The 18,465-nt window shown below is 62.5% G+C and carries 19 protein-coding genes, 3 tRNA genes and 1 pseudogene; 12 read left to right on the top strand and 11 right to left on the bottom strand.

What is annotated here, in order from left to right:
- Position 1: 1 nt before the first annotated feature.
- Positions 2-208 (bottom strand): annotated as a pseudogene (locus tag OH686_RS23405) (HAMP domain-containing protein); the annotation flags it as partial.
- Between the two features lie 1,142 nt (positions 209-1,350).
- On the opposite strand from OH686_RS23405, the gene OH686_RS16150 reads away from it, so the two are divergent.
- Positions 1,351-2,244: an ROK family protein gene (locus OH686_RS16150; RefSeq protein WP_289533927.1), complete on the top strand. Its 894-nt coding sequence runs from the start codon at positions 1,351-1,353 to the stop codon at positions 2,242-2,244.
- 7 nt (positions 2,245-2,251) lie between these two features.
- Here OH686_RS16150 and ampE read toward each other — a convergent pair whose 3' ends face one another.
- From ampE to OH686_RS16135, 3 genes are all read right to left on the bottom strand, one after another.
- Positions 2,252-3,070 carry a regulatory signaling modulator protein AmpE gene (gene ampE / locus OH686_RS16145; protein WP_289533925.1) on the bottom strand — a complete coding sequence of 273 codons (819 nt, stop codon included), beginning with the start codon at positions 3,068-3,070 and terminating at the stop codon, positions 2,252-2,254.
- The gene (gene ampD, locus OH686_RS16140) at positions 3,067-3,630 is read right to left on the bottom strand and encodes a 1,6-anhydro-N-acetylmuramyl-L-alanine amidase AmpD (RefSeq protein WP_289533923.1); all 564 of its coding nucleotides are present in this window, start codon (positions 3,628-3,630) and stop codon (positions 3,067-3,069) included. Before ampD ends, ampE begins: the two co-directional genes overlap by 4 nt.
- Positions 3,631-3,722: 92 nt before the next feature.
- A complete protein-coding gene (locus OH686_RS16135) occupies positions 3,723-6,074 on the bottom strand; it encodes a DUF1631 domain-containing protein (RefSeq protein WP_289533922.1) in 2,352 nt (783 codons plus the stop codon).
- Positions 6,075-6,384: 310 nt separating this feature from the next.
- Between OH686_RS16135 and nadC the strand changes: the two genes are divergently transcribed.
- Positions 6,385-7,233: a carboxylating nicotinate-nucleotide diphosphorylase gene (gene nadC / locus OH686_RS16130; RefSeq protein ID WP_289533921.1), complete on the top strand. Its 849-nt coding sequence runs from the start codon at positions 6,385-6,387 to the stop codon at positions 7,231-7,233.
- A gap of 188 nt (positions 7,234-7,421) precedes the next feature.
- Here the strand turns inward: nadC and tfpZ are convergent, their stop codons facing one another.
- Complete coding sequence (gene tfpZ, locus OH686_RS16125) at positions 7,422-8,171, bottom strand: TfpX/TfpZ family type IV pilin accessory protein (RefSeq protein WP_289533919.1); 750 nt, start codon at positions 8,169-8,171, stop codon at positions 7,422-7,424.
- Between the two features lie 319 nt (positions 8,172-8,490).
- Between tfpZ and OH686_RS16120 the strand changes: the two genes are divergently transcribed.
- The 6 genes from OH686_RS16120 to yacG all read left to right on the top strand — a co-directional run bounded on the left by OH686_RS16120 (position 8,491) and on the right by yacG (position 13,746).
- On the top strand, positions 8,491-8,970 hold the full coding sequence (locus tag OH686_RS16120) for a pilin (protein ID WP_289533917.1): 480 nt from the start codon (positions 8,491-8,493) through the stop codon (positions 8,968-8,970).
- Positions 8,971-9,146: 176 nt separating this feature from the next.
- On the top strand, positions 9,147-10,847 hold the full coding sequence (pilB, locus tag OH686_RS16115; RefSeq protein WP_289533915.1) for a type IV-A pilus assembly ATPase PilB: 1,701 nt from the start codon (positions 9,147-9,149) through the stop codon (positions 10,845-10,847).
- Positions 10,848-10,853: 6 nt separating this feature from the next.
- The gene (locus tag OH686_RS16110) at positions 10,854-12,071 is read left to right on the top strand and encodes a type II secretion system F family protein (RefSeq protein ID WP_289533913.1); all 1,218 of its coding nucleotides are present in this window, start codon (positions 10,854-10,856) and stop codon (positions 12,069-12,071) included.
- 3 nt (positions 12,072-12,074) lie between these two features.
- Positions 12,075-12,947 (top strand): prepilin peptidase, encoded by an 873-nt coding sequence (locus OH686_RS16105; protein WP_289533911.1) that lies wholly within the window; start codon positions 12,075-12,077, stop codon positions 12,945-12,947.
- Positions 12,944-13,555: a dephospho-CoA kinase gene (coaE, locus tag OH686_RS16100; protein ID WP_289533909.1), complete on the top strand. Its 612-nt coding sequence runs from the start codon at positions 12,944-12,946 to the stop codon at positions 13,553-13,555. The genes OH686_RS16105 and coaE overlap by 4 nt, the downstream gene beginning before the upstream one ends.
- A complete protein-coding gene (gene yacG / locus OH686_RS16095) occupies positions 13,552-13,746 on the top strand; it encodes a DNA gyrase inhibitor YacG (protein WP_137970913.1) in 195 nt (64 codons plus the stop codon). The genes coaE and yacG overlap by 4 nt, the downstream gene beginning before the upstream one ends.
- Here yacG and OH686_RS16090 read toward each other — a convergent pair whose 3' ends face one another.
- From OH686_RS16090 to OH686_RS16080, 3 genes are all read right to left on the bottom strand, one after another.
- A complete protein-coding gene (locus OH686_RS16090; protein ID WP_289533907.1) occupies positions 13,747-13,962 on the bottom strand; it encodes a hypothetical protein in 216 nt (71 codons plus the stop codon).
- A gap of 93 nt (positions 13,963-14,055) precedes the next feature.
- Positions 14,056-14,751: an energy-coupling factor ABC transporter permease gene (locus OH686_RS16085; protein ID WP_289533905.1), complete on the bottom strand. Its 696-nt coding sequence runs from the start codon at positions 14,749-14,751 to the stop codon at positions 14,056-14,058.
- Entirely contained in the window at positions 14,748-15,197 is a 450-nt protein-coding gene (locus OH686_RS16080; protein WP_289539005.1) for a GNAT family N-acetyltransferase, read from the bottom strand. Before OH686_RS16080 ends, OH686_RS16085 begins: the two co-directional genes overlap by 4 nt.
- Positions 15,198-15,242: 45 nt before the next feature.
- On the opposite strand from OH686_RS16080, the gene OH686_RS16075 reads away from it, so the two are divergent.
- From OH686_RS16075 to OH686_RS16060, 4 genes are read left to right on the top strand one after another with little or no spacing between them, the layout of a single operon-like run.
- Positions 15,243-15,869, top strand: a complete 627-nt coding sequence (locus OH686_RS16075) for a DUF1780 domain-containing protein (protein WP_289533903.1) — start codon at positions 15,243-15,245, stop codon at positions 15,867-15,869.
- The gene (locus OH686_RS16070) at positions 15,866-16,348 is read left to right on the top strand and encodes an MOSC domain-containing protein (protein WP_289533900.1); all 483 of its coding nucleotides are present in this window, start codon (positions 15,866-15,868) and stop codon (positions 16,346-16,348) included. The genes OH686_RS16075 and OH686_RS16070 overlap by 4 nt, the downstream gene beginning before the upstream one ends.
- Positions 16,349-16,389: 41 nt before the next feature.
- On the top strand, positions 16,390-16,563 hold the full coding sequence (locus tag OH686_RS16065; RefSeq protein WP_289533898.1) for a DUF3094 domain-containing protein: 174 nt from the start codon (positions 16,390-16,392) through the stop codon (positions 16,561-16,563).
- 60 nt (positions 16,564-16,623) lie between these two features.
- On the top strand, positions 16,624-17,922 hold the full coding sequence (locus OH686_RS16060; RefSeq protein WP_289533896.1) for an NAD(P)/FAD-dependent oxidoreductase: 1,299 nt from the start codon (positions 16,624-16,626) through the stop codon (positions 17,920-17,922).
- A gap of 94 nt (positions 17,923-18,016) precedes the next feature.
- Here the strand turns inward: OH686_RS16060 and OH686_RS16055 are convergent.
- The 3 genes from OH686_RS16055 to OH686_RS16045 form a co-directional block, all read right to left on the bottom strand.
- A tRNA-Lys gene (locus OH686_RS16055) sits at positions 18,017-18,092 on the bottom strand.
- 3 nt (positions 18,093-18,095) lie between these two features.
- Positions 18,096-18,172: transfer RNA gene (locus OH686_RS16050), tRNA-Pro, on the bottom strand.
- Between the two features lie 10 nt (positions 18,173-18,182).
- Positions 18,183-18,258, bottom strand: a tRNA-Asn gene (locus tag OH686_RS16045).
- Positions 18,259-18,465: the final 207 nt, after the last annotated feature.

Genomic DNA, 18,465 nt, shown 5'->3' with positions numbered 1-18,465 from the left:
TCGCCACGGTGCCGTTGAACACCTCGCCCAGCTCGCCCAGCTCGTCCTGGCTCTTGACGTTGACGCGCACGGTCATGTCGCCGGCGGCGACCTGGCCGAGGGTCTTGCCGAAGCCCTTGAGAGTGGTGCGGGTGGACACGTAGAAGCCGCCGTACAGGTAGCCGATGGAGAGGAACAGCACCACCAGGGCCACGACCAGCAGCACCATCTGGGTACGCTTCTGATCCAGGCGCTGGCTCAGTTCCTTGTCGAGGAAGTCGAGTACCGAGTCGTTCAGCGCGTAGGTCTTGTCGATGGCCACGCTGAGCTGGTCGAAGAAGCCCTGCCAGGGCGAGTCCAGGCTGTCGGCCATGAGCAACTGCTCTTCCAGCACGGCGCTGATCTCGGTCAGGCTGTTGCGGCTGGCCTCGGCTTTGTCACTCAGCTCGCGCTTGGCGTGCGCATTGCCATCCAGCGCGCTCTGCAGCTTATAGCCGTACTCGGCGTGCAGCTTTTCCAGCTCCAGCAGCAGCTCGTCGAGCTTGGTGCTGTCGGAAGAGCCGAGAATGCCCTGGCCCAGGGAATAGGAGCCCAGGGCGCGGCCCTTGCTCAGGGCCTCGGTCACCGGCGGGCTGGAGGTAGTCATCAGCTCGGTCATCTGCCGCACGGTCAGATCGCTGTCCTGGCTGAGGCCGGACTGGCTGGCGACGAACTTGATGAACACCTCGGAGTTATCCAGCGCCTTGACCACCAGGCCGGCCTTGCTGCGCAGCGAGGACTCGGCCGCCACCGCATCCATGGCCGACTTGATGGCATCGCGCTGGGCGTTGAATTCCTCGACCTTCTGCGCGTCATCGCTGGGCGACTCGAGCGCTCCCAGCGTCTCGCCGATGCCGGTCTCCAGCGGGCCGATCAGCGCGGTCAGCTTTTCCGCTTCACCGGACTGGCCGAGCACGGCATTGATCTCGTAGAGGTCGTTGAGACGCTCCAGGTCCTGGCGCATCTTCATGCTCTGCTTGAGCAGCGCGAGGCTCTGCAGCTCGGTGCGGGTATCGACGAAGGCGTCGTAGGACTCGCGCACCAGGAAGTAGTTGGTGACCAGCATGGGCAGGAAGAACAGCACGCTGATCAGGCTGAACTTCATGCCGAAGCTCATGCGGTTCATCAGGGCGATGGCAGGGTACAACACGCTATTCACTAGACGTCTCCTATTGCCATTATTGTTTTGCCAGCCGGGAGCGGGCTGATCTATTGAACGGCAAGGTAGCGGTATATCTGAAATTCTAGCGGGAGTGGCCATTTGCCAGGCACAGTGCCCCCACAGCCTGTATACCGGATATCGGCCTTTGCCTCTGTAACTTAAGGTTAAGAATGCGCACACCTTTTCGCCTCGGCATTGATCTGGGTGGGACAAAGACGGAAATCATCGCCCTCGAAGGTTCCGACGAGCGGTTGCGGCATCGCCTGCCCACCCCGCAGGGTGACTACCGAGCCACTCTACACACCATAGTGCAGCTGGTGAGGGAAGCCGAGCGGCAACTGGGAGGTCGCGGCAGCATCGGTGTCGGCATTCCCGGTACCCGCTCGCCGGACCACGGCCGCATCAAGAACGCCAACTCCACCTGCCTGATCGGTGAGGACCTGCAGGGCGACCTGGAGCACCTGCTGCAGCGCCCGGTCCGCCTGGCCAACGATGCCGACTGCTTCACCCTGTCGGAAGCCACCGACGGCGCCGGGGCCGGTGCGGCCAGTGTGTTCGGGGTCATCCTCGGCACTGGCGTGGGCGGCGGCATCGTCATCCACGGCCGCCTGCTGAGCGGTCCGAATGCCATTGCCGGGGAGTGGGGACATAACGCCCTGCCCTGGCGCAGTGCGGACGATGGCCCGGCAAGGCGCTGCTACTGCGGCCTGGACGACTGCATCGAGACCTTCCTCAGCGGCCCCGGCTGGGCCGCCCGCAGCGACCTGGGACTGAACGCAACCCAACTGGCCGAGGCGGCACAGCGTGGCGAGGCACCCGCCGTCGCGGCGCTGCAACGCTACTGCGAGCAGTTGGCGCGAGCGCTGGCATCGGTGATCAACGTCATCGATCCGGAGGTGATCGTGCTGGGCGGCGGGCTGTCGAACATGCCGGCGCTGTACCGGGAGGTGCCGCGTCTGCTGGTGCGGCACGTGTTCTCGGACCGGGTCAACACGCGCCTGGTGCAGGCCCGCCACGGCGACTCCAGTGGCGTGCGCGGCGCCGCCTGGCTCTGGCCGGAATAGAGCCTGCCTACAGCAGCAGGATCCACACGGCGAAGGCGGCGTACCACAGCACCGCGGCGCGAATCAGCAGCTGCCACAGCTCGTCCAGGCTGCTGGCGCCCTGCTCTCCCGTTTGCGGCTCGGCCAGCTCGCTGGCGGCGCGGCCGGCGTTGGCCACCAGCCGCGCGGCCGGTAGCTCCCAAGCCAGCAGATCGTGCAACACGGCGCGACTGACCGCGGCAAAGTTGCCCACCAGGGCGAAACTGGCGGCCAGCACCCGAACCGGCAACCAGTCCATGGCATGACGCAACTGCGCCGCCCGTTCGGCGACACCTGGGCTGGCATGTTCGGCGCTCAGCGCCAGCAGCCGATAGGCCAGGGCCGGCAGCGGACCGAGCAAGGCATACCAGAAGATCACCGCGAAGAAGCCCTGATAGGCTTGCCACAGCTCATAGTCCTGCACCCGCTCGAGCAACTCGGCCTCGCCATCGGCGGCCACGCCCAGATCGCGCTCTGCCACATGCAGGGCGGCCTGATCGTCACCACGGCGCCAGGCATCGCGGAACGGCCCCAGCGCCGCCAGCACATCGCCACGGCCGAGGCTGTAGACCAGCACCAGCAAGTGCACCGGCAGCGTCAGCCAGCCATAGGCCAGCGGCTCGAGCGCCAGCAGTAACAGGCCGAGCAGCACTACCGGCAGCAACACCGCCAACAGCAGGGTTTGCCACGGCGACGGCCCCTCGCTACGCGCCAGCCATTGCAACCAGGGGCCATCCTGCTGGATACGACGGCGCCCGGAGGAGAATTTCTCCACCCAGAGCGCCAGCAGAAGCACCAGAAAATTCATCTACCGCTCTCCTCGGTCTGCAGAGCCGCGCGCAGGCGTGCCCAGTCGAAAAAGGGCCCCGGGTCGGTCTTGCGCCCCGGCGCGATATCGCTATGGCCACGGATGCGCTCGACGCTCAACTCAGGATAGGCACGCAGCAACTCCCTCGTCAGGGCCGCCAGAGCCTGATACTGGGCATCGCTGAAGGGCAGCTCGTCGGTGCCCTCCAGTTCGATGCCAATGGAAAAATCGTTGCAGTTCTCCCGCTCCTCGAAACGCGACACGCCGGCATGCCAGGCCCGCTGTCCACAGGAGACGAACTGGGTAACGGCACCATCACGCTCGATCAGGAAGTGGGCGGAAACAGTGAGCTGGGCGATACCGGCGAAGTAGGGATGCTCGTCGACCGGCAGGCGGTTCTGGAAGAACTGCTGCACCTTGCCGGTACCGAACTGGCCCGGCGGCAGGCTGATGTTGTGGATCACCAGCAAGGAGACCTCTCCCAGCGGGCGCTCGTTGAAGTTCGGCGAGGGGCAGTGACGGGCTCCGTCACACCAACCGCTGGCAGGGTCCAGCCGCATTGCAGGCTCCTTGAAGACTGGCGCCACTCTAGCAGACTGCACCAACGAAAACGCCCGGCACAGAGCCGGGCGTTTCATCTAGCAGGTAGCGCTCAGGCGCCCTTGAGCTTGCGCAGGTTGCCGATTACCGACTCCAGGGCGCGATCGAACAGCAGCGCGTCGTCGAGCAGGCGGATGGCGCCGCGGCGGAACTCCACGGCCAGGCCCATGCGGGTCTTCTCCATCACCTTCATACCGGTACGGTTGACGAAGATGAACTTGCCGGTGGGCTTGATGATCGCTGCCAGCTTGCCACGCAGCTTGTGCTCCTCGTCCTCCTGGATTTCCACCCAGCTGCCGACGCGCAGGCTGTCCACCTTCTCCAGCGCCTCGTCATCGTCCGGCAGGCTGGCCTCGGGCTCCTGCGAACGGCTCTCGCCCGGCGCCAGCAGAACGATCTCCTCGACCACCTCGACCATGGCCGGAGCATCGACCTCAGGCTCCAGCGGCGGCAGCTCCAGCAGCGGGCCGGCGCCCAGCTCGACCACGACCTCGGCAGACGCCTCGACGCCCTCCTCGGCCTCGACCGGGACCGGAGCCGGAACGGCCTGTGGCTCGGCGGTTTCGCGCTTGAAGCGCTGGAAGGCCTGCACATGCACGGCCTCAAGCTTGCTGAAGAATTCGCTGGTGATGAACGGGTCGATGGCGGCACTGGACAGACCATCGCGCAGCGACTTAAGCAGGCTCGGCACCAGTTCCAGCAGGCGCAGGCGATCTTCCGGGGACTCGTGGGGCTCGACGCTCCACACCAGATCGTCCATCACCGTCAGCGCCGCTTCCCACTCGGCGGACTCGGCGCCGTGCTTCAGGCAGGTCAGCTGCAGCACCTTGCTCCAGCCTTCTTGCAACAGGCGCACCACCACTTCCGGCAGGGTCTTGCCGAGCAGACGGGAATTCAGGGCCTGCTCCACCTGCTGGCGAGCCAGCTCGGCCTTGGCGCGACCCTCCTCGGCATCGCGGGTGCGCTGCTCCAGCAACTCGCTGCGGCGCTTCTCGTCGCCGGTGAAGGCGAGGAACTCGGCCAGCACGTCGGAGAAGATCGCTGGATCGTCGGTGAAATCGTTGAGTAGGCGCTGCACTACCTGCTCGATGCGCTGGTACAGGGCATCGCGCTGCTCGTCGCCCTGAGCACTCCAGCCCAAGGCCGCGGTAGCGATCTCGTTGAGCAGACGGCGGGCCGGGTGGCTGCCACGACTGAAGAAGGTCTTGTCCAGCACCGCGACCTTGAGCATTGGGATCTGCAGGCGACCGATCAGCGCCTTGAGCGAGTCCGGCAGGGTGCGGTCGTCGAGGATGAACTCGAACAACATGGCGACCAGATTGATCACATCCTCGTCGACTTCACCGACGATGCGCGCCTTGCCACTCTTGGCGCTGGCGCGGGACAGCAGGCCTTCCAGCTGATTGCGCAAGTCGTAGTCATCGCTGACCTGCGGGCCACCGACCGGGAAATGCTGCTGCATGTGCGAGAGCAGGCGCATCAGGTCGTTGCTGGAAATCGGCACCGCATCGGCAGGAATATTCCGCCGCGGCAAGACGCTGGTACCGCGAACCTGGGACAACAGCTCCTGCAACGCACCGAAAACTTCCTGCACGCCCTCATCACCATAACCACCGGCCGCGGCGGCGCCCTGCGCCTCTGCGGAGTCGTCGCGCTGTGCGCGGCCACCGGCTTGTGCCGGACGTCCCGGCTGACGGCGGGCTGGTGGAGCGGATTTCAGCTCAGGCAGTACACCGGCCTCGACCAGTTGCTGGTTGGCATCGGCGAACAGCTGATCGAGATCACCCAGCACATATTTTTCGAACAGCTTGAGGATGATCAGCTTGACGCGAATCTCCACCCCCAAGCCTTCACAGGAGCCCAGAAACTGCTCGCAGAGCATGCGCGGCCCCAGGGGGTTGGACTTGTCATCGAGTTTCTTGCTGATCACCGCGTTGAGGCGGGTAGTCAGATGGCCCAGAGCGATGCCATCACGATGCATGACGCGGGAGACCATGGCATCTAGCGCCACGTTCTCTTCCAGGGTGTCGTTGTGCACCAGGCTGAGGGCATCGGAAGAAACGCTGTCGAGCACTGGCGCCTTGCCAATCTCGTACTGATTCAGAGTGGCGAAGCTCTCGAAGACCTTCTGCAGGAAGCCGCGCTCGATGCTCTTGCGCTTCAGGCGCAGGTCACGCATCGCTTCGAAGAAAGAATTCTGCTCGGCGTTGCTGGTCGCACGGTCGGCCATCTCGAAGAGGGTGTCGTCCGCATTGTCGAACAGTGCCTGCATGGCCTGTTTCAGCTGCTGAGCTGCCTTGTCGCGTACCTGAATAAGGGCCACGGGAAGCCTTCCTGCCGGCGAAGTTGGCGATTGCTCGGGGGCGACCTTGTTCAGGTGCACCACTTTCGCGTCGGTCTTCATTGCGAGTCTCCCGCAGGCTGCTTGATCAGAACCTGCCTGCATACGATCAGCTGGGCGTCATCCGTAACGTCAAAGGCATGGCGTCAAACTTAAATGCCAACCCGAGTATAGGGGGATGCGAAGCATGACCAAATACCCCCTGTCACAGACATGACCCAGATCACAGACCGCGGAGTTCGAGGTTACGAACGGTCACTATCGCTCGACCAACACGCTATCGGTCTAGCAGAAAGCCACGGTATTCACCCGGCAACACTGCGCCAAACGTCGGCTATCCCTATAATCGCGCCATCTGAATACGGAGAGCGACATGCCCAACCTGACTCTCGCCGAGCTCGGCGCCGAAATCGAAGCCAACGTGCGCACCGCACTGCGCGAGGATATCGGCAGCGGTGATATCACGGCCCAGCTGATTCCGGCCGAGCGTCTGGCGCGGGCCACCGTGATTACCCGCGAGCCCGCTGTCCTCTGCGGCACTGCTTGGGTCAATGCCGTCTTCCGCCAGCTCGACCCGCGCGTCGCCGTACACTGGCAGGTCGCCGATGGCGACAAGGTGGAAGCCAACCAAACTCTGCTTCACCTGGAAGGCCCGGCCCGCGCCCTGCTCAGTGGCGAGCGCAGCGCCCTGAACTTCCTGCAAACCCTGTCCGCCGTTGCGACTCGATGCCGCCATTTCGCCGATCTGGTCCAGGGCACTCAGGTAAAGCTGCTGGATACCCGCAAGACCCTGCCAGGCCTGCGCCTGGCGCAGAAATACGCGGTCACTCAAGGCGGTTGCTATAACCACCGCATCGGCCTGTATGACGCCTTCCTTATTAAGGAAAACCATATCGCCGCTTGCGGTGGCATTGCCCAGGCAGTCGCCGCCGCCCACGGCATCGCCCCGGGAAAACCGGTGGAAGTCGAGGTGGAAAGCCTGGAGGAACTGCGCCAGGCGCTGGAGGCAGGAGCCGATATCGTCATGCTCGACGAGCTGAGCCTGGACGATATGCGCAGCGCTGTCGGCATCACGGCCGGGCGAGCCAAGCTGGAGGCTTCCGGCGGTATAAATGAAAGCACCCTGCACAACATTGCCGAGACCGGCGTGGATTACATTTCCATCGGCAGCCTGACCAAGGACATCAAGGCCATCGACCTGTCGATGCGACTGAGCCTGTAAAAAGCGCATTACCAATGGAAAGCCCGCCAAATGGCGGGCTTTCTTATATCAGGGCGCCGAAGACAGCAATCAAACCTAGGAGAGGAAGCGGCTCTTTCACCGGCATCACGCGCTGGCGCAGCCCCTATAGCACCATGCCCCCGACTGGCGCCCCGGCCTTGAGAGACGCAAAGGGTGCCCTGCGGCACTCACCAAGGTCGCAGATCCACAATGGCAACGACTTCAGCCGTCTCCTTGCGCACCAGCACGACCATGGAGTTCGCTCCAGCCATCAGAGGCAACCATGCGTCCGCCTCATTCCAGCGCTCCAGCTCGACACTTACGCGAGCAGGCTCATTGAATAACGACAGCTTTTCCAACGGCGAAGCTTTCGCCTTGATCGAGAACGCCATCTTGGCAAGTGGGCGATATAACTCGGGGCGCTGGGCAATATCACTTCCTCCCACGGCCGCCTCCAACATCAGCGCCTGACGCTGCTTGGGATCCTCCGGATTATCCGCGCCTACCCAACGCGGCCCCGACCACGGGGCACTACGATATTCAGGCAAGGCATCGCCGAGTTTGCGAGTGTCGATATCCAGTGCCCGCACCACATCGAATCGATCGACATTGAACACCAGCCAGGCCGGGCGCCCCTCCGCCACGGTCCACACACCATAGGCAAGTGCCGAAAGCTGCAGCAGGAGAATCACTGCCATATCGAATACCAGGGTCTTCTTGCCCACCTTGAATACCAACAGGGTCAGCAGAGGCCCGATCACGACATCGACGGCCAGCAGCATCAGAAAGACATTGGTAACGCCCACCGCCTCATGCAAGGGAGAGGGATACCAGACTGAGAACACCAGCAACAACATCGCCAGCGCAACTACCGCCGAACCACCGAGGTGGAAATAGAACGCCTTGAAACGAGCAGAGCGAAGAAGGATTCCGAGCATCGTGACTACACCAGAGTATGGGGATGCCGGATGTTACTACCCCCGTATCGAAGGTTTAAGCCACTGGCGGCGGACCAAAAACCCTTGATAGCGGAAGTGAGCAGCGCATCAAGCCACACACTGGAACAGCCCCCCGACCCCGAGCAGCGATGACACTTTTTGTCAGTTATCGCCCATTGCGCAAGACCACTCCCCCCAGACTTCGCTTCAGAACCCTGCCAGACCCTGAAAACAAGCATCAGGAAAAGTTGGCATGGACCCTGCTTTACCAGATTCAGCGCAACGTCTCGTTGCCACTTACAACTCGGAGATATCTCTAATGAAAGCAATGCAGAAAGGCTTCACCCTGATCGAACTGATGATCGTGGTCGCCATCATCGGCATCCTGGCCGCCATCGCCCTGCCGGCCTACCAGGACTACACCGTCCGCGCCAAAGTTTCCGAAGGTGCGGTCGCCGCCAGCGCCCTGAAAGTAGGCGTTGCCGATATGTTCGCCGACCGCGGCCTGGCTGGCATTCAAGCCTACGCTGAGGAAATCGCTAACGACCAAGACAACCTGACCACTCCCGATAAGATCAGCGAAATTGTCATCGGCGACGACGGCACCATCACTGTTACCATGGGCAATATTCCACAGCTGGCCGGCGGTGACGATCTGGCCTACGTCCCAACTATCGGTGGCGCCGCCCTGAGTGACGAAAACTCCACCGGCACTATCGTCTGGGACTGCACCACCGCTGCGACCACCATCAACGCCAAGTTCCTGCCTGCCAACTGCCGCGCCGCTGCCGCTCCGTAATCTCGAGCTCACCAGCTGAAAACAAAAGAGACCGCCTTGGCGGTCTCTTTTACTATGTGCCCTAGTAAAACTAAAAAACCGCCAAGGCTCTGTCGCTTGACTCATGCTTCACAGCTAGTCGCTGATTATCTGGTCAGCTATAACACTTCATTGAATTGATAGCCTGGTTCTAGCCCATGAACGAACTCCCCTCTCTGACCGGTCTCGCCAAGCAACTGGTCATGACCAACCTTCTGGACGAAACCTCGGCTCAGCAGGCTCAGCTTCAGGCACAACGCAACAAACTCCCCCTCGTCACCTACCTGGCCCAGAACAAGCTGGTCAAGAGCCGGGTACTGGCCGAGCTGATCAGCGATCAATTCGGCATCGCCATGCTCGACCTGAGCAGCATCGACAAGGAGTCGATGCCGCGCGACACGGTCACGGAAAAGCTCGCACGTCAGCATCGCGTGCTGCCACTCTACAAGCGTGGCAACAAGCTGTTCATCGCCACCTCCGACCCTTCCAACCACCAGGCTGTCACCGATGTGCAGTTCAGCACCGGACTCAGCACCGAGGCCCTGCTGGTCGAGGACGACAAGCTCGGCGACGCCATCGAGAAATTCTTCGACAACGCCGCAAGCGGCCTGGCTGACTTGGGCGACGTGGACCTCGACAACGTCGATATCGAGAGCGTGGACGACGACAAGCAGGATGCCGGCGGCGGTGACGCCGACGATGCTCCGGTCGTGCGCTTCGTCAACAAGATGCTCCTGGACGCCATCAAGGGCGGCTCTTCAGATCTCCATTTCGAACCTTACGAGCGCGTCTATCGCGTGCGCTTTCGCACCGACGGCATTCTTCACGAAGCCGCCAGACCGCCGATACAGCTGGCCCCACGCATCTCCGCGCGCCTGAAAGTCATGGCCAGCCTGGATATCTCCGAGCGCCGCAAGCCCCAGGACGGCCGGATCAAGATGAAAATTTCCAAGACCAAGGCCATCGACTTCCGCGTCAACACCCTCCCCACGCTGTGGGGCGAGAAGATCGTGATGCGTATCCTCGACCCCACCAGCGCGCAGATGGGAATCGACGCCCTGGGTTACGAGGACAATCAGAAAGAGCTGTACATGAATGCCCTGAAGCAACCCCAGGGCATGATTCTGGTAACCGGCCCTACCGGCTCCGGCAAGACGGTGTCCCTGTACACCGGCCTGAATATTCTCAATACCACCGATGTGAATATCTCCACCGCCGAAGACCCGGTAGAGATCAACCTCGAAGGCATCAACCAGGTCAACGTCAATCCCAAGCAGGGCATGGACTTCTCCCAAGCCCTGCGCGCCTTCCTGCGCCAGGATCCGGACATCATCATGGTCGGCGAAATTCGCGACCTGGAAACAGCCGAGATCGCCATCAAGGCCGCCCAGACCGGTCACATGGTCATGTCTACCCTGCACACCAACAGTGCAGCCGAAACCCTGACCCGCCTGCGCAATATGGGAGTCCCGGCGTTCAACATCGCCACTTCGGTCAACCTGATTATTGCCCAGCGCCTGGCACGCAAACTCTGCAGCACTTGCAAGAAACCAGTGGATGTTCCTAAAGAAGTCCTATTGAAAGAGGGCTTCCCAGAAGACAAGATCGGCACCTTCAAGATCTACGGCCCCGTGGGATGCGAAAATTGCAAAGGTGGTTACAAGGGCCGGGTCGGTATTTATGAAGTGGTTAAAAACACCCCCGCACTGCAACGCATTATCATGGAGGAAGGCAACTCCATTGAAATCGCCGAGCAGACTCGCCGGGACGGCTTCAATGATCTGCGCACGTCCGGCCTGCTCAAGGCCATGCAAGGCGTTACCAGCCTTGAGGAAATCAACCGCGTGACCAAGGACTAATCCACCATGGCGGAAAAAGCTCTCAAAACCAGCACCTTCAGCTGGGAAGGCACAGATAAAAAAGGCGCCAAGATTAAAGGTGAAATGGGCGGGCAGACCCCCGCTCTAGTCAAAGCTCAACTGCGCAAGCAGGGTATTAACCCGATCAAGGTACGCAAGAAAACCACTTCGATCTTTAGCGCAGGCAAGAAGATCAAGCCCATGGACATCGCCCTGTTCACTCGACAGATGGCGACCATGATGAAGGCGGGCGTCCCCTTGCTCAGCTCCTTCGACATCATCGGCGAAGGCTTTGATAACCCCAACATGCGCAAGCTGGTTGACGAGCTTAAGCAGGAAGTAGCAGCCGGTAACAGCTTTGCATCTTCGTTAAGAAAGAAGCCCCTCTATTTCGACGATCTTTATTGCAACTTGGTTGATGCCGGCGAACAAGCAGGTGCGCTTGAAACGTTGCTCGACAGGGTAGCGACCTATAAAGAAAAGACCGAGGCCCTGAAGGCCAAGATCAAAAAGGCAATGACTTACCCCATTGCCGTGCTCGTAGTAGCGGTCATCGTGTCGGCGATCCTGCTAATCAAAGTGGTGCCGCAGTTCGAAGACGTCTTCAAGAACTTTGGTGCGGAGCTTCCTGCCTTTACCCAGATGGTTATTGGACTTTCCAATGTCCTGCAGGAGTGGTGGTTCATTGTATTGATAGGAATGATTGGCGCATCGTTCGGCTTCCGCGAGATCCACAGGCGCTCGGAGAACTTCCGCAACAGGCTGGACAAGATGGTGCTAAAGGTGCCGATCGTGGGTGACATCATTTATAAATCTTCGGTCGCCCGTTACGCGCGCACTCTTTCAACCACGTTCGCAGCAGGCGTTCCGCTAGTGGAAGCACTTGACTCGGTGGCTGGCGCTACTGGCAACGTAATATTCCGAGATGCCGTGAATAAAATTAAACAGGACGTATCCACGGGCATGCAGCTCAACTTCTCCATGCGCACCACCGGGGTATTCCCCAGCATGGCATTGCAGATGACAGCTATCGGTGAGGAGTCTGGTGCTCTCGACGATATGCTGGACAAGGTAGCCAGCTTCTATGAAGCAGAAGTGGACAACATGGTGGACAACCTCACCGCCCTCATGGAGCCAATGATCATGGCCGTACTGGGCGTACTCGTCGGCGGCCTTATCATTGCGATGTACCTCCCCATATTCCAACTCGGCCAAGTTGTATAAGAGATGGCAGTAGTAGATTTTCTGGCCGGCAATTTGCCGGCCTTTGTTTTAATAGCAACCCTGCTCGGCCTGCTAGTAGGCAGCTTCCTCAACGTAGTGATCTACCGCCTGCCAGTCATGATGCAACGCGACTGGCGTCAGCAGGCACGAGAGATTCTCGAACTGCCTGAGGAGCCCAAGCAGGACACTTTCAACCTAATCCTGCCGAACTCCTGCTGCCCCCACTGCGGCCATCAGATTCGCCCTTGGGAGAACATCCCGGTGGTGAGTTACCTGTTCCTACGCGGAAAGTGCTCTGGCTGTAAGACGCGGATCAGTAAGCGCTATCCGCTGGTTGAGCTGGCTTGTGGTCTGCTGTCTGGCTATGTGGCGTTTCACTACGGCTTCGGCTGGCAGGCGGCCGGTATGCTGATGCTGACCTGGGGCCTGCTGGCGATGAGCATGATCGACTGCGATCACCAGCTGCTGCCAGATGCTTTGGTGCTTCCGCTGCTATGGCTGGGTCTGATTGCCAACCTCTTCGGTGTTTTCACCAGCCTGGAGGATGCCCTGTGGGGTGCCATCGCCGGCTACCTGAGCCTGTGGTCGGTGTACTGGTTGTTCAAGCTGCTGACTGGCAAGGAAGGCATGGGCTATGGCGACTTCAAGCTGCTGGCCATGCTCGGCGCCTGGGGTGGCTGGCAGATTCTACCGCTGACCATCCTGCTCTCCTCGCTGGTCGGCGCCGTGCTCGGGGTAATCATGCTGCGCCTGCGCAATCAAGAGACCAGCACGCCCATCCCCTTCGGCCCCTATCTGGCCATTGCCGGCTGGATCGCATTGCTCTGGGGTGATCAAATAACCGGGACCTATCTGCATTTCGCCGGTTTTAGATGAGCAAACCCTGGATTCTCGGCCTTACTGGCGGCATCGGTAGCGGCAAGAGTGCCGTCGCCCAGCACTTCATCGACCTCGGCGTGCATCTGGTGGACGCCGATCACGCCGCCCGCTGGGTAGTCGAGCCGGGGCGCCCTGCCCTGGCGACGATTGTGGAGCGCTTCGGCGCCCAGGTACTGCAGGCCGACGGCACGCTGGACCGCGCAGCCCTGCGCCATCTGGTGTTCCAGGACGAACAACAGCGTCGCTGGCTGGAAGGTTTGCTGCACCCCCTGATCTTCCAGGAGATCAACCAGCACCTGGCGCGCGCCGAATCGCCCTACGCCATCCTGGTGTCGCCGCTGCTGGTGGAGTCCGGCCAGCATCGCATGACCCAGCGCGTGCTGGTGGTCGATGCACCCGAGCACCTGCAGCTGCAACGCAGCATGCTGCGCGACAGCAGCTCCGAAGAGCAGATCCGCGCCATTCTCAAGGCGCAGACCAGCCGCGAGGAGCGCCTGCGCCACGCCGATGACGTGCTGATCAACGACCGCGACCTGGCCTGGCTGCAGAGCGAGGTCGAACGCCTACATCACTTCTATCTGACCCTGCGCGGAGGCCAACCATGAGCACCACAGTGGAATGCCCGACCTGCGGAGCACCCGTGGAATGGGGGCCGCAGAGCCCCAATCGACCCTTCTGCAGCGAGCGCTGCAAGCTGATCGACCTGGGCGCCTGGGCGTCCGAGAGCCACGCCATTCCCGGTGACTCCCTGGAGGACTCACCCTTCTCCGACGACCTGCCACCGCGCGAGCACTGATCACGGCCGCATAAAAGCGTAGTCACGCTCCGGATCCAGATTGTCGGCGAGAAACTGCAGCTCCTGCGCCAGATCGGCCACCTCGCGCTCCAGGCGATTCAGCTCCACCGCCTCGCTGAGCAGCGCCCGCAGGCTCAGTAACGGATCGAAGCCCTGCCTCTGCGCCTGCTGCAGGCTGCTCTCCAGCTCTCGCCGCGCCCATGCGTGCACACTCATGATCTCGCCCTCCCGCGCCATTTCTCCCAGCATGGGGCAGGAAGAGCTGCGCGCCTTGATCCAGATCAGCTGCGCTAGCGAGATAAACCGCGCTTATGGACGGCGATCCGTATCGTCACCCTTCCACGGCGCCGCCAGGTAACGGGTGCGATTGAAGGTCTCCAGCCAGTCCGGATAGAACACCACTAGGCCAGTGACCAGCATGCCGTTGATGAAGGCCTCGGGGAACATCACCAGCCACAGGTAGCCGATGAAGTCCTCCAGCCAGGGCGGCATCACGTACAAGCCGTCATGCCAGAGCAGCCCCAGCCCGCCGAGCAGGCAGACCAGCGCCGTCAGCGCCGCAGGGAAGAAGCCGCAGCAGAAGATGTAGACGAACAGGTTGCGCGGCTGGCGTCGCTCCACCAGCACGGCAAAGGTTTCGGCGATGGCCACGGGTACGGCCACCAGCAGCAGGCCATTGACGCCCAGTGCCGCCCAGTCCAGGCGCCCCAGCGCCAGTAGACCCAGCTGCGCGGCAAAGCCACAGAGCAGCGCCAGCGGCCAATCCAGCAGCAGGGTCACGGCCGTCATGCCGATGAAGTGAAAGGACAGCCCCGAGGCGAAGTCGCGGCGCACCAGCCACAACAGAAACAGCGCCAGCATCGTGCCGAACAACAGGTGCTGGCGGCGCTGGTCGCTGAACAGCTCGACCCAGGGCGCGCGCCATAGCGCCCACAACAGCACTAGGGCATAACTCAGCCAGCCCAGCCACAGGCTGGTCGGCAGCAGCAGCTCGGCGGCGATCATGACGCGCCCCTGGTCGAAAACACCTGGATATCCGTGCGCGCGCTCCAGCTCTGCTGCGCCTGCCAGAAATCCAGAGCCTCGGGCGCATCGCGCAGCACGAAGACGTGGGACTTGCTCACGCCGAGCGCCGCCAGTCTGGCCAGCGCCTCGTCCAGCAGCGCCCTGGCCAGTCCGCGGCCACGCCAAGGAGCATCGACCACCAGATGCTGCAGATAGCCACGGCGACCGTCGTGGCCCACCAGCAAACAGGCGATGGGCGTTCCGTCGACCTCGAGCAGCAGACTCAGCTCGGGATTGCGCGCCAGATAGCGACAGAACGGTTCATAGGCATCCTCGGGGCGGATACAGATGCCCGGCGTGCGCCGCCACAGCGCGAACAATGCGGCGTGATCGGCGGGAATGATGGCGCGTATCTGCATGGCGGTTTCCGTGGCTGCTCGGCGCAGTCTAACGCGCCCGAACGCGACTGGCTTTTACGCTATGCTGCGGCCATGGACGACTCCGACTACCTGCGCCTGCTCACACGCCAAGCGGAACAGGCCAACGAATTTCTCTCCAATGCACGCAAATGGGAGCGCGAGCGCTGGGTCTGCCAGCGCCTGCTGACGGCGCTCAACCTGCGCCACCGGCAGGACGAGTTCGCCACCGGCCAGGAGCCACCGGACGTGCTGTTCCGCGGCGCCAACTTCGAGGTGTTCTTCGTGCTCGATCGTGATCGCCGCCTCAACGACGAGTGGCGCGAGGAGCTGCAGCGCCGCCGCAGCGCCCTGTCCCTCAGCCAGCTGCTGCGCCGCGAGGCTCGCCCACGGCGCATTCCGGCCAGCGAACTACAGGCGCGCCTGGCGCCGACCCTGCGCAAGAAGGCGCACAACTATGGCGAGCGCGGCCTCGAACTGGGGGAGCTGGACCTGCTCGCCTACGTCAGCCTCAAGCGCGAAGTGCTGGACCTCAACAGCCCCTTCCCGCCCCCCAGCGAATACCTGCGCCAGGGCTGGCGCTCGCTGTCGCTGGTCGGCCCCAACTACGCACGGGTGCTGTTCGCCCACCGCGACGCGCCGGACTTCCTGCGCCACAACCTGGGCCGCACCGTGCTGTTCGACGTCGGTATCAGCCTGTGAGCGAGCTACTGGACTTGCTCGCCACTGTGCCCCAACGCGGTCATGTGCGCTGGCTCGGGGTACGCCCGCAGGCGCGCGGCGCGATGCTCGAACCGGAAGCCGTCGAGGCCCGGCGCGAAGCCGGCCTGACCGGCGATCACGCCCGCCCCGGGCCGCGCAATGCGCGCCAGGTGACGCTGATCCAATGGGAACACCTGGCGGTGATCGGCGCGCTACTGAATCGCGAGATCACTCCGGCCGATCTGCGCCGCAACATCGCCGTCGCCGGCATCAACCTGTTCAGCCTCAAGGGTCGGCGCTTTCGCATCGGCCAGGCACTGCTGGAAACCACCGGCTGGTGCCAGCCCTGCGCACGCCTGGAGCAGCGCCTCGGGCCGGGCACTTTCCAGGCCATGCGCGGCCATGGCGGAATCACCGCGCGGGTGATCGAGGGCGGCATCATCCGCCTGGACGATCAAGTGCGCGTTGAGCCGGCGTGAGGGACGTGCCTAGAATGGGCGCATTCTTCGAGAGGATCGCCATGAGCAGCCGTCTCAGCCCGGAAGACCAGCAACGCGTCGAGCAGTACCTCAGCGCTCCGCAGCATCAGGTGGAGCGTCAGCCGTTCCGCCCCTGGCGCCTTCTGTTGATCGTCATCGCCCTGACGATCGGCCTAGGCCTCTTCTCCCGCCTACTTGTCGGACTGGCGCTATGAGCCGCATCGCGCTCGCCCAGTCGGGTCTACCGCTTTCTTTAAGCCTTGTGAGATATCCCCATGACTCATCGTATCGTGATCGTCGGCGGCGGCGCCGGCGGCCTGGAGCTTGCTACCCGCCTGGGTAGAACCCTGGGCAAACGCAAACAGGCCAGCATCGTGCTGGTCGACGCCAACCTCACCCATATCTGGAAACCGCTGCTGCACGAGGTAGCCGCCGGCTCGCTGAACTCCTCCGAGGACGAGCTGAACTACGTGGCCCAGGGCAAGTGGAACCACTTCGAGTTCCAGCTCGGGCGCATGAGCGGCCTGGACCGCGCGCGCAAGGTCATCACGCTGGCCGCCACCCTGGACGAGGACGGCGGCGAGCTGCTGGCCGAACGCGAGCTGACCTACGACAGCCTGGTGATCGCCGTCGGCAGTACCACCAATGACTTCGGCACGCCAGGCGCCGCAGAACACTGCATCTTCCTCGACACCCGCGAGCAGGCCGAGCGCTTCCACCGGCAGATGCTCAGCCACTACCTACGCGCCCACGCCGGCAACAGCGACGACGGCCGCATCAGCATCGCCATCGTCGGCGCCGGCGCCACCGGCGTGGAGCTGGCCGCCGAGCTGCACCACGCCGCCCACGAGCTGGCGGCTTACGGCCTGGATCGCATCCAGCCACAGAACATGCGCATCACCCTGATCGAGGCCGGCCCGCGCGTGCTGCCGGCGTTGCCGGAGCGCATCAGCGGCCCGGTACACAAGACCCTGGAGAAGCTCGGCGTCACCGTGCTGACCGGCACCGCGGTGAGCCAGGTGACCGCCGAGGCGCTGCTCACCGCCCAGGGCATGGAGGTTCCCGCCAGCCTCAAGGTGTGGGCCGCCGGCATCCGCGCGCCGGCCTTCCTCAAGGATCTGGACGGCCTGGAAAGCAACCGCATCAACCAGTTGCTGGTGCGACCGACCCTGCAGACCACCCTGGACGACAATATCTTCGCCTTCGGCGACTGCGCCGCCTGCCCGCTGGGCGACGGCAGCGAGCGCACCATCCCGCCGCGCGCCCAGGCCGCTCACCAGCAGGCGTCGCTGCTGGCCAAGACCCTCAAGCTGCGCCTGAACGGCCAGGCCCTGCCGGAATTCCGCTACCGCGATTACGGTTCGCTGATCTCGCTGTCGCGCTTCTCTGCCGTGGGCAACCTGATGGGCAACTTGATGGGCAGCGTGAAGCTGGAGGGTTGGCTGGCGCGTATGTTCTACGTGTCGCTGTACCGCATGCACCAGATGGCGCTGTATGGCGTGCTGCGCACCGCCCTGCTGATGCTCGGCGACCGCATCGGCCGCAGCACCGAGCCACGCCTGAAGCTGCACTAGTCAGGATAGGGGCGGTTCGCCGCCCCTTCCCGCATCGCCAGTTTTCTTCCAGGCAACAAAAAGCCCGCACTAGGCGGGCTTTTCGTTTAAATGATGGTGGGTCGTGTAGGATTCGAACCTACGACCAATTGGTTAAAAGCCAACTGCTCTACCGACTGAGCTAACGACCCAAGTGGTCGGGGTAGGGGGATTCGAACTCCCGACATCTTGCTCCCAAAGCAAGCGCGCTACCGGACTGCGCTATACCCCGCCAGGAAAATTGGCTCCGCGACCTGGACTCGAACCAGGGACCCAATGATTAACAGTCATTTGCTCTACCGACTGAGCTATCGCGGAACTACGATTTTCCAATCTCCTCTACCGGACCGGCCAGGCCGATTCCCGTATCAGAGGCGCGCCATTTTACGGGCCAGAATGCTTATGTCAACCCTGACAACGAGTTATTTCATCCGCGCCGCCGACGGCAATAAAAGGCTACTCTATTGCTGGAAACATGATTGAGATCACAGCGATAGCCTCGACCGAGCTATCGCCCCAGGACGC

It is taken from the genome of Pseudomonas sp. SO81 (assembly GCF_030374125.1).
Taxonomy (GTDB): Bacteria; Pseudomonadota; Gammaproteobacteria; order Pseudomonadales; family Pseudomonadaceae; genus Aquipseudomonas.
The sequence above is the reverse complement of the archived record's forward strand: the minus strand, read 5'-3'. Positions and strand labels throughout refer to the sequence as shown.

Coding starts and splice junctions, on each gene's coding strand:
- OH686_RS16150 (WP_289533927.1), top strand. CDS start 1,351: ATGCGCACACCTTTTCGCCTCGGCATTGATCTGGGTGGGACAAAGACG.
- OH686_RS16110 (WP_289533913.1), top strand. CDS start 10,854: ATGGCGGAAAAAGCTCTCAAAACCAGCACCTTCAGCTGGGAAGGCACA.
- OH686_RS16120 (WP_289533917.1), top strand. CDS start 8,491: ATGAAAGCAATGCAGAAAGGCTTCACCCTGATCGAACTGATGATCGTG.
- nadC (WP_289533921.1), top strand. CDS start 6,385: ATGCCCAACCTGACTCTCGCCGAGCTCGGCGCCGAAATCGAAGCCAAC.
- OH686_RS16065 (WP_289533898.1), top strand. CDS start 16,390: ATGAGCAGCCGTCTCAGCCCGGAAGACCAGCAACGCGTCGAGCAGTAC.
- OH686_RS16105 (WP_289533911.1), top strand. CDS start 12,075: ATGGCAGTAGTAGATTTTCTGGCCGGCAATTTGCCGGCCTTTGTTTTA.
- OH686_RS16085 (WP_289533905.1), bottom strand. CDS start 14,751: ATGATCGCCGCCGAGCTGCTGCTGCCGACCAGCCTGTGGCTGGGCTGG.
- OH686_RS16090 (WP_289533907.1), bottom strand. CDS start 13,962: ATGAGTGTGCACGCATGGGCGCGGCGAGAGCTGGAGAGCAGCCTGCAG.
- OH686_RS16060 (WP_289533896.1), top strand. CDS start 16,624: ATGACTCATCGTATCGTGATCGTCGGCGGCGGCGCCGGCGGCCTGGAG.
- pilB (WP_289533915.1), top strand. CDS start 9,147: ATGAACGAACTCCCCTCTCTGACCGGTCTCGCCAAGCAACTGGTCATG.
- ampD (WP_289533923.1), bottom strand. CDS start 3,630: ATGCGGCTGGACCCTGCCAGCGGTTGGTGTGACGGAGCCCGTCACTGC.
- ampE (WP_289533925.1), bottom strand. CDS start 3,070: ATGAATTTTCTGGTGCTTCTGCTGGCGCTCTGGGTGGAGAAATTCTCC.
- coaE (WP_289533909.1), top strand. CDS start 12,944: ATGAGCAAACCCTGGATTCTCGGCCTTACTGGCGGCATCGGTAGCGGC.
- yacG (WP_137970913.1), top strand. CDS start 13,552: ATGAGCACCACAGTGGAATGCCCGACCTGCGGAGCACCCGTGGAATGG.
- OH686_RS16075 (WP_289533903.1), top strand. CDS start 15,243: ATGGACGACTCCGACTACCTGCGCCTGCTCACACGCCAAGCGGAACAG.
- tfpZ (WP_289533919.1), bottom strand. CDS start 8,171: ATGCTCGGAATCCTTCTTCGCTCTGCTCGTTTCAAGGCGTTCTATTTC.
- OH686_RS16135 (WP_289533922.1), bottom strand. CDS start 6,074: ATGAAGACCGACGCGAAAGTGGTGCACCTGAACAAGGTCGCCCCCGAG.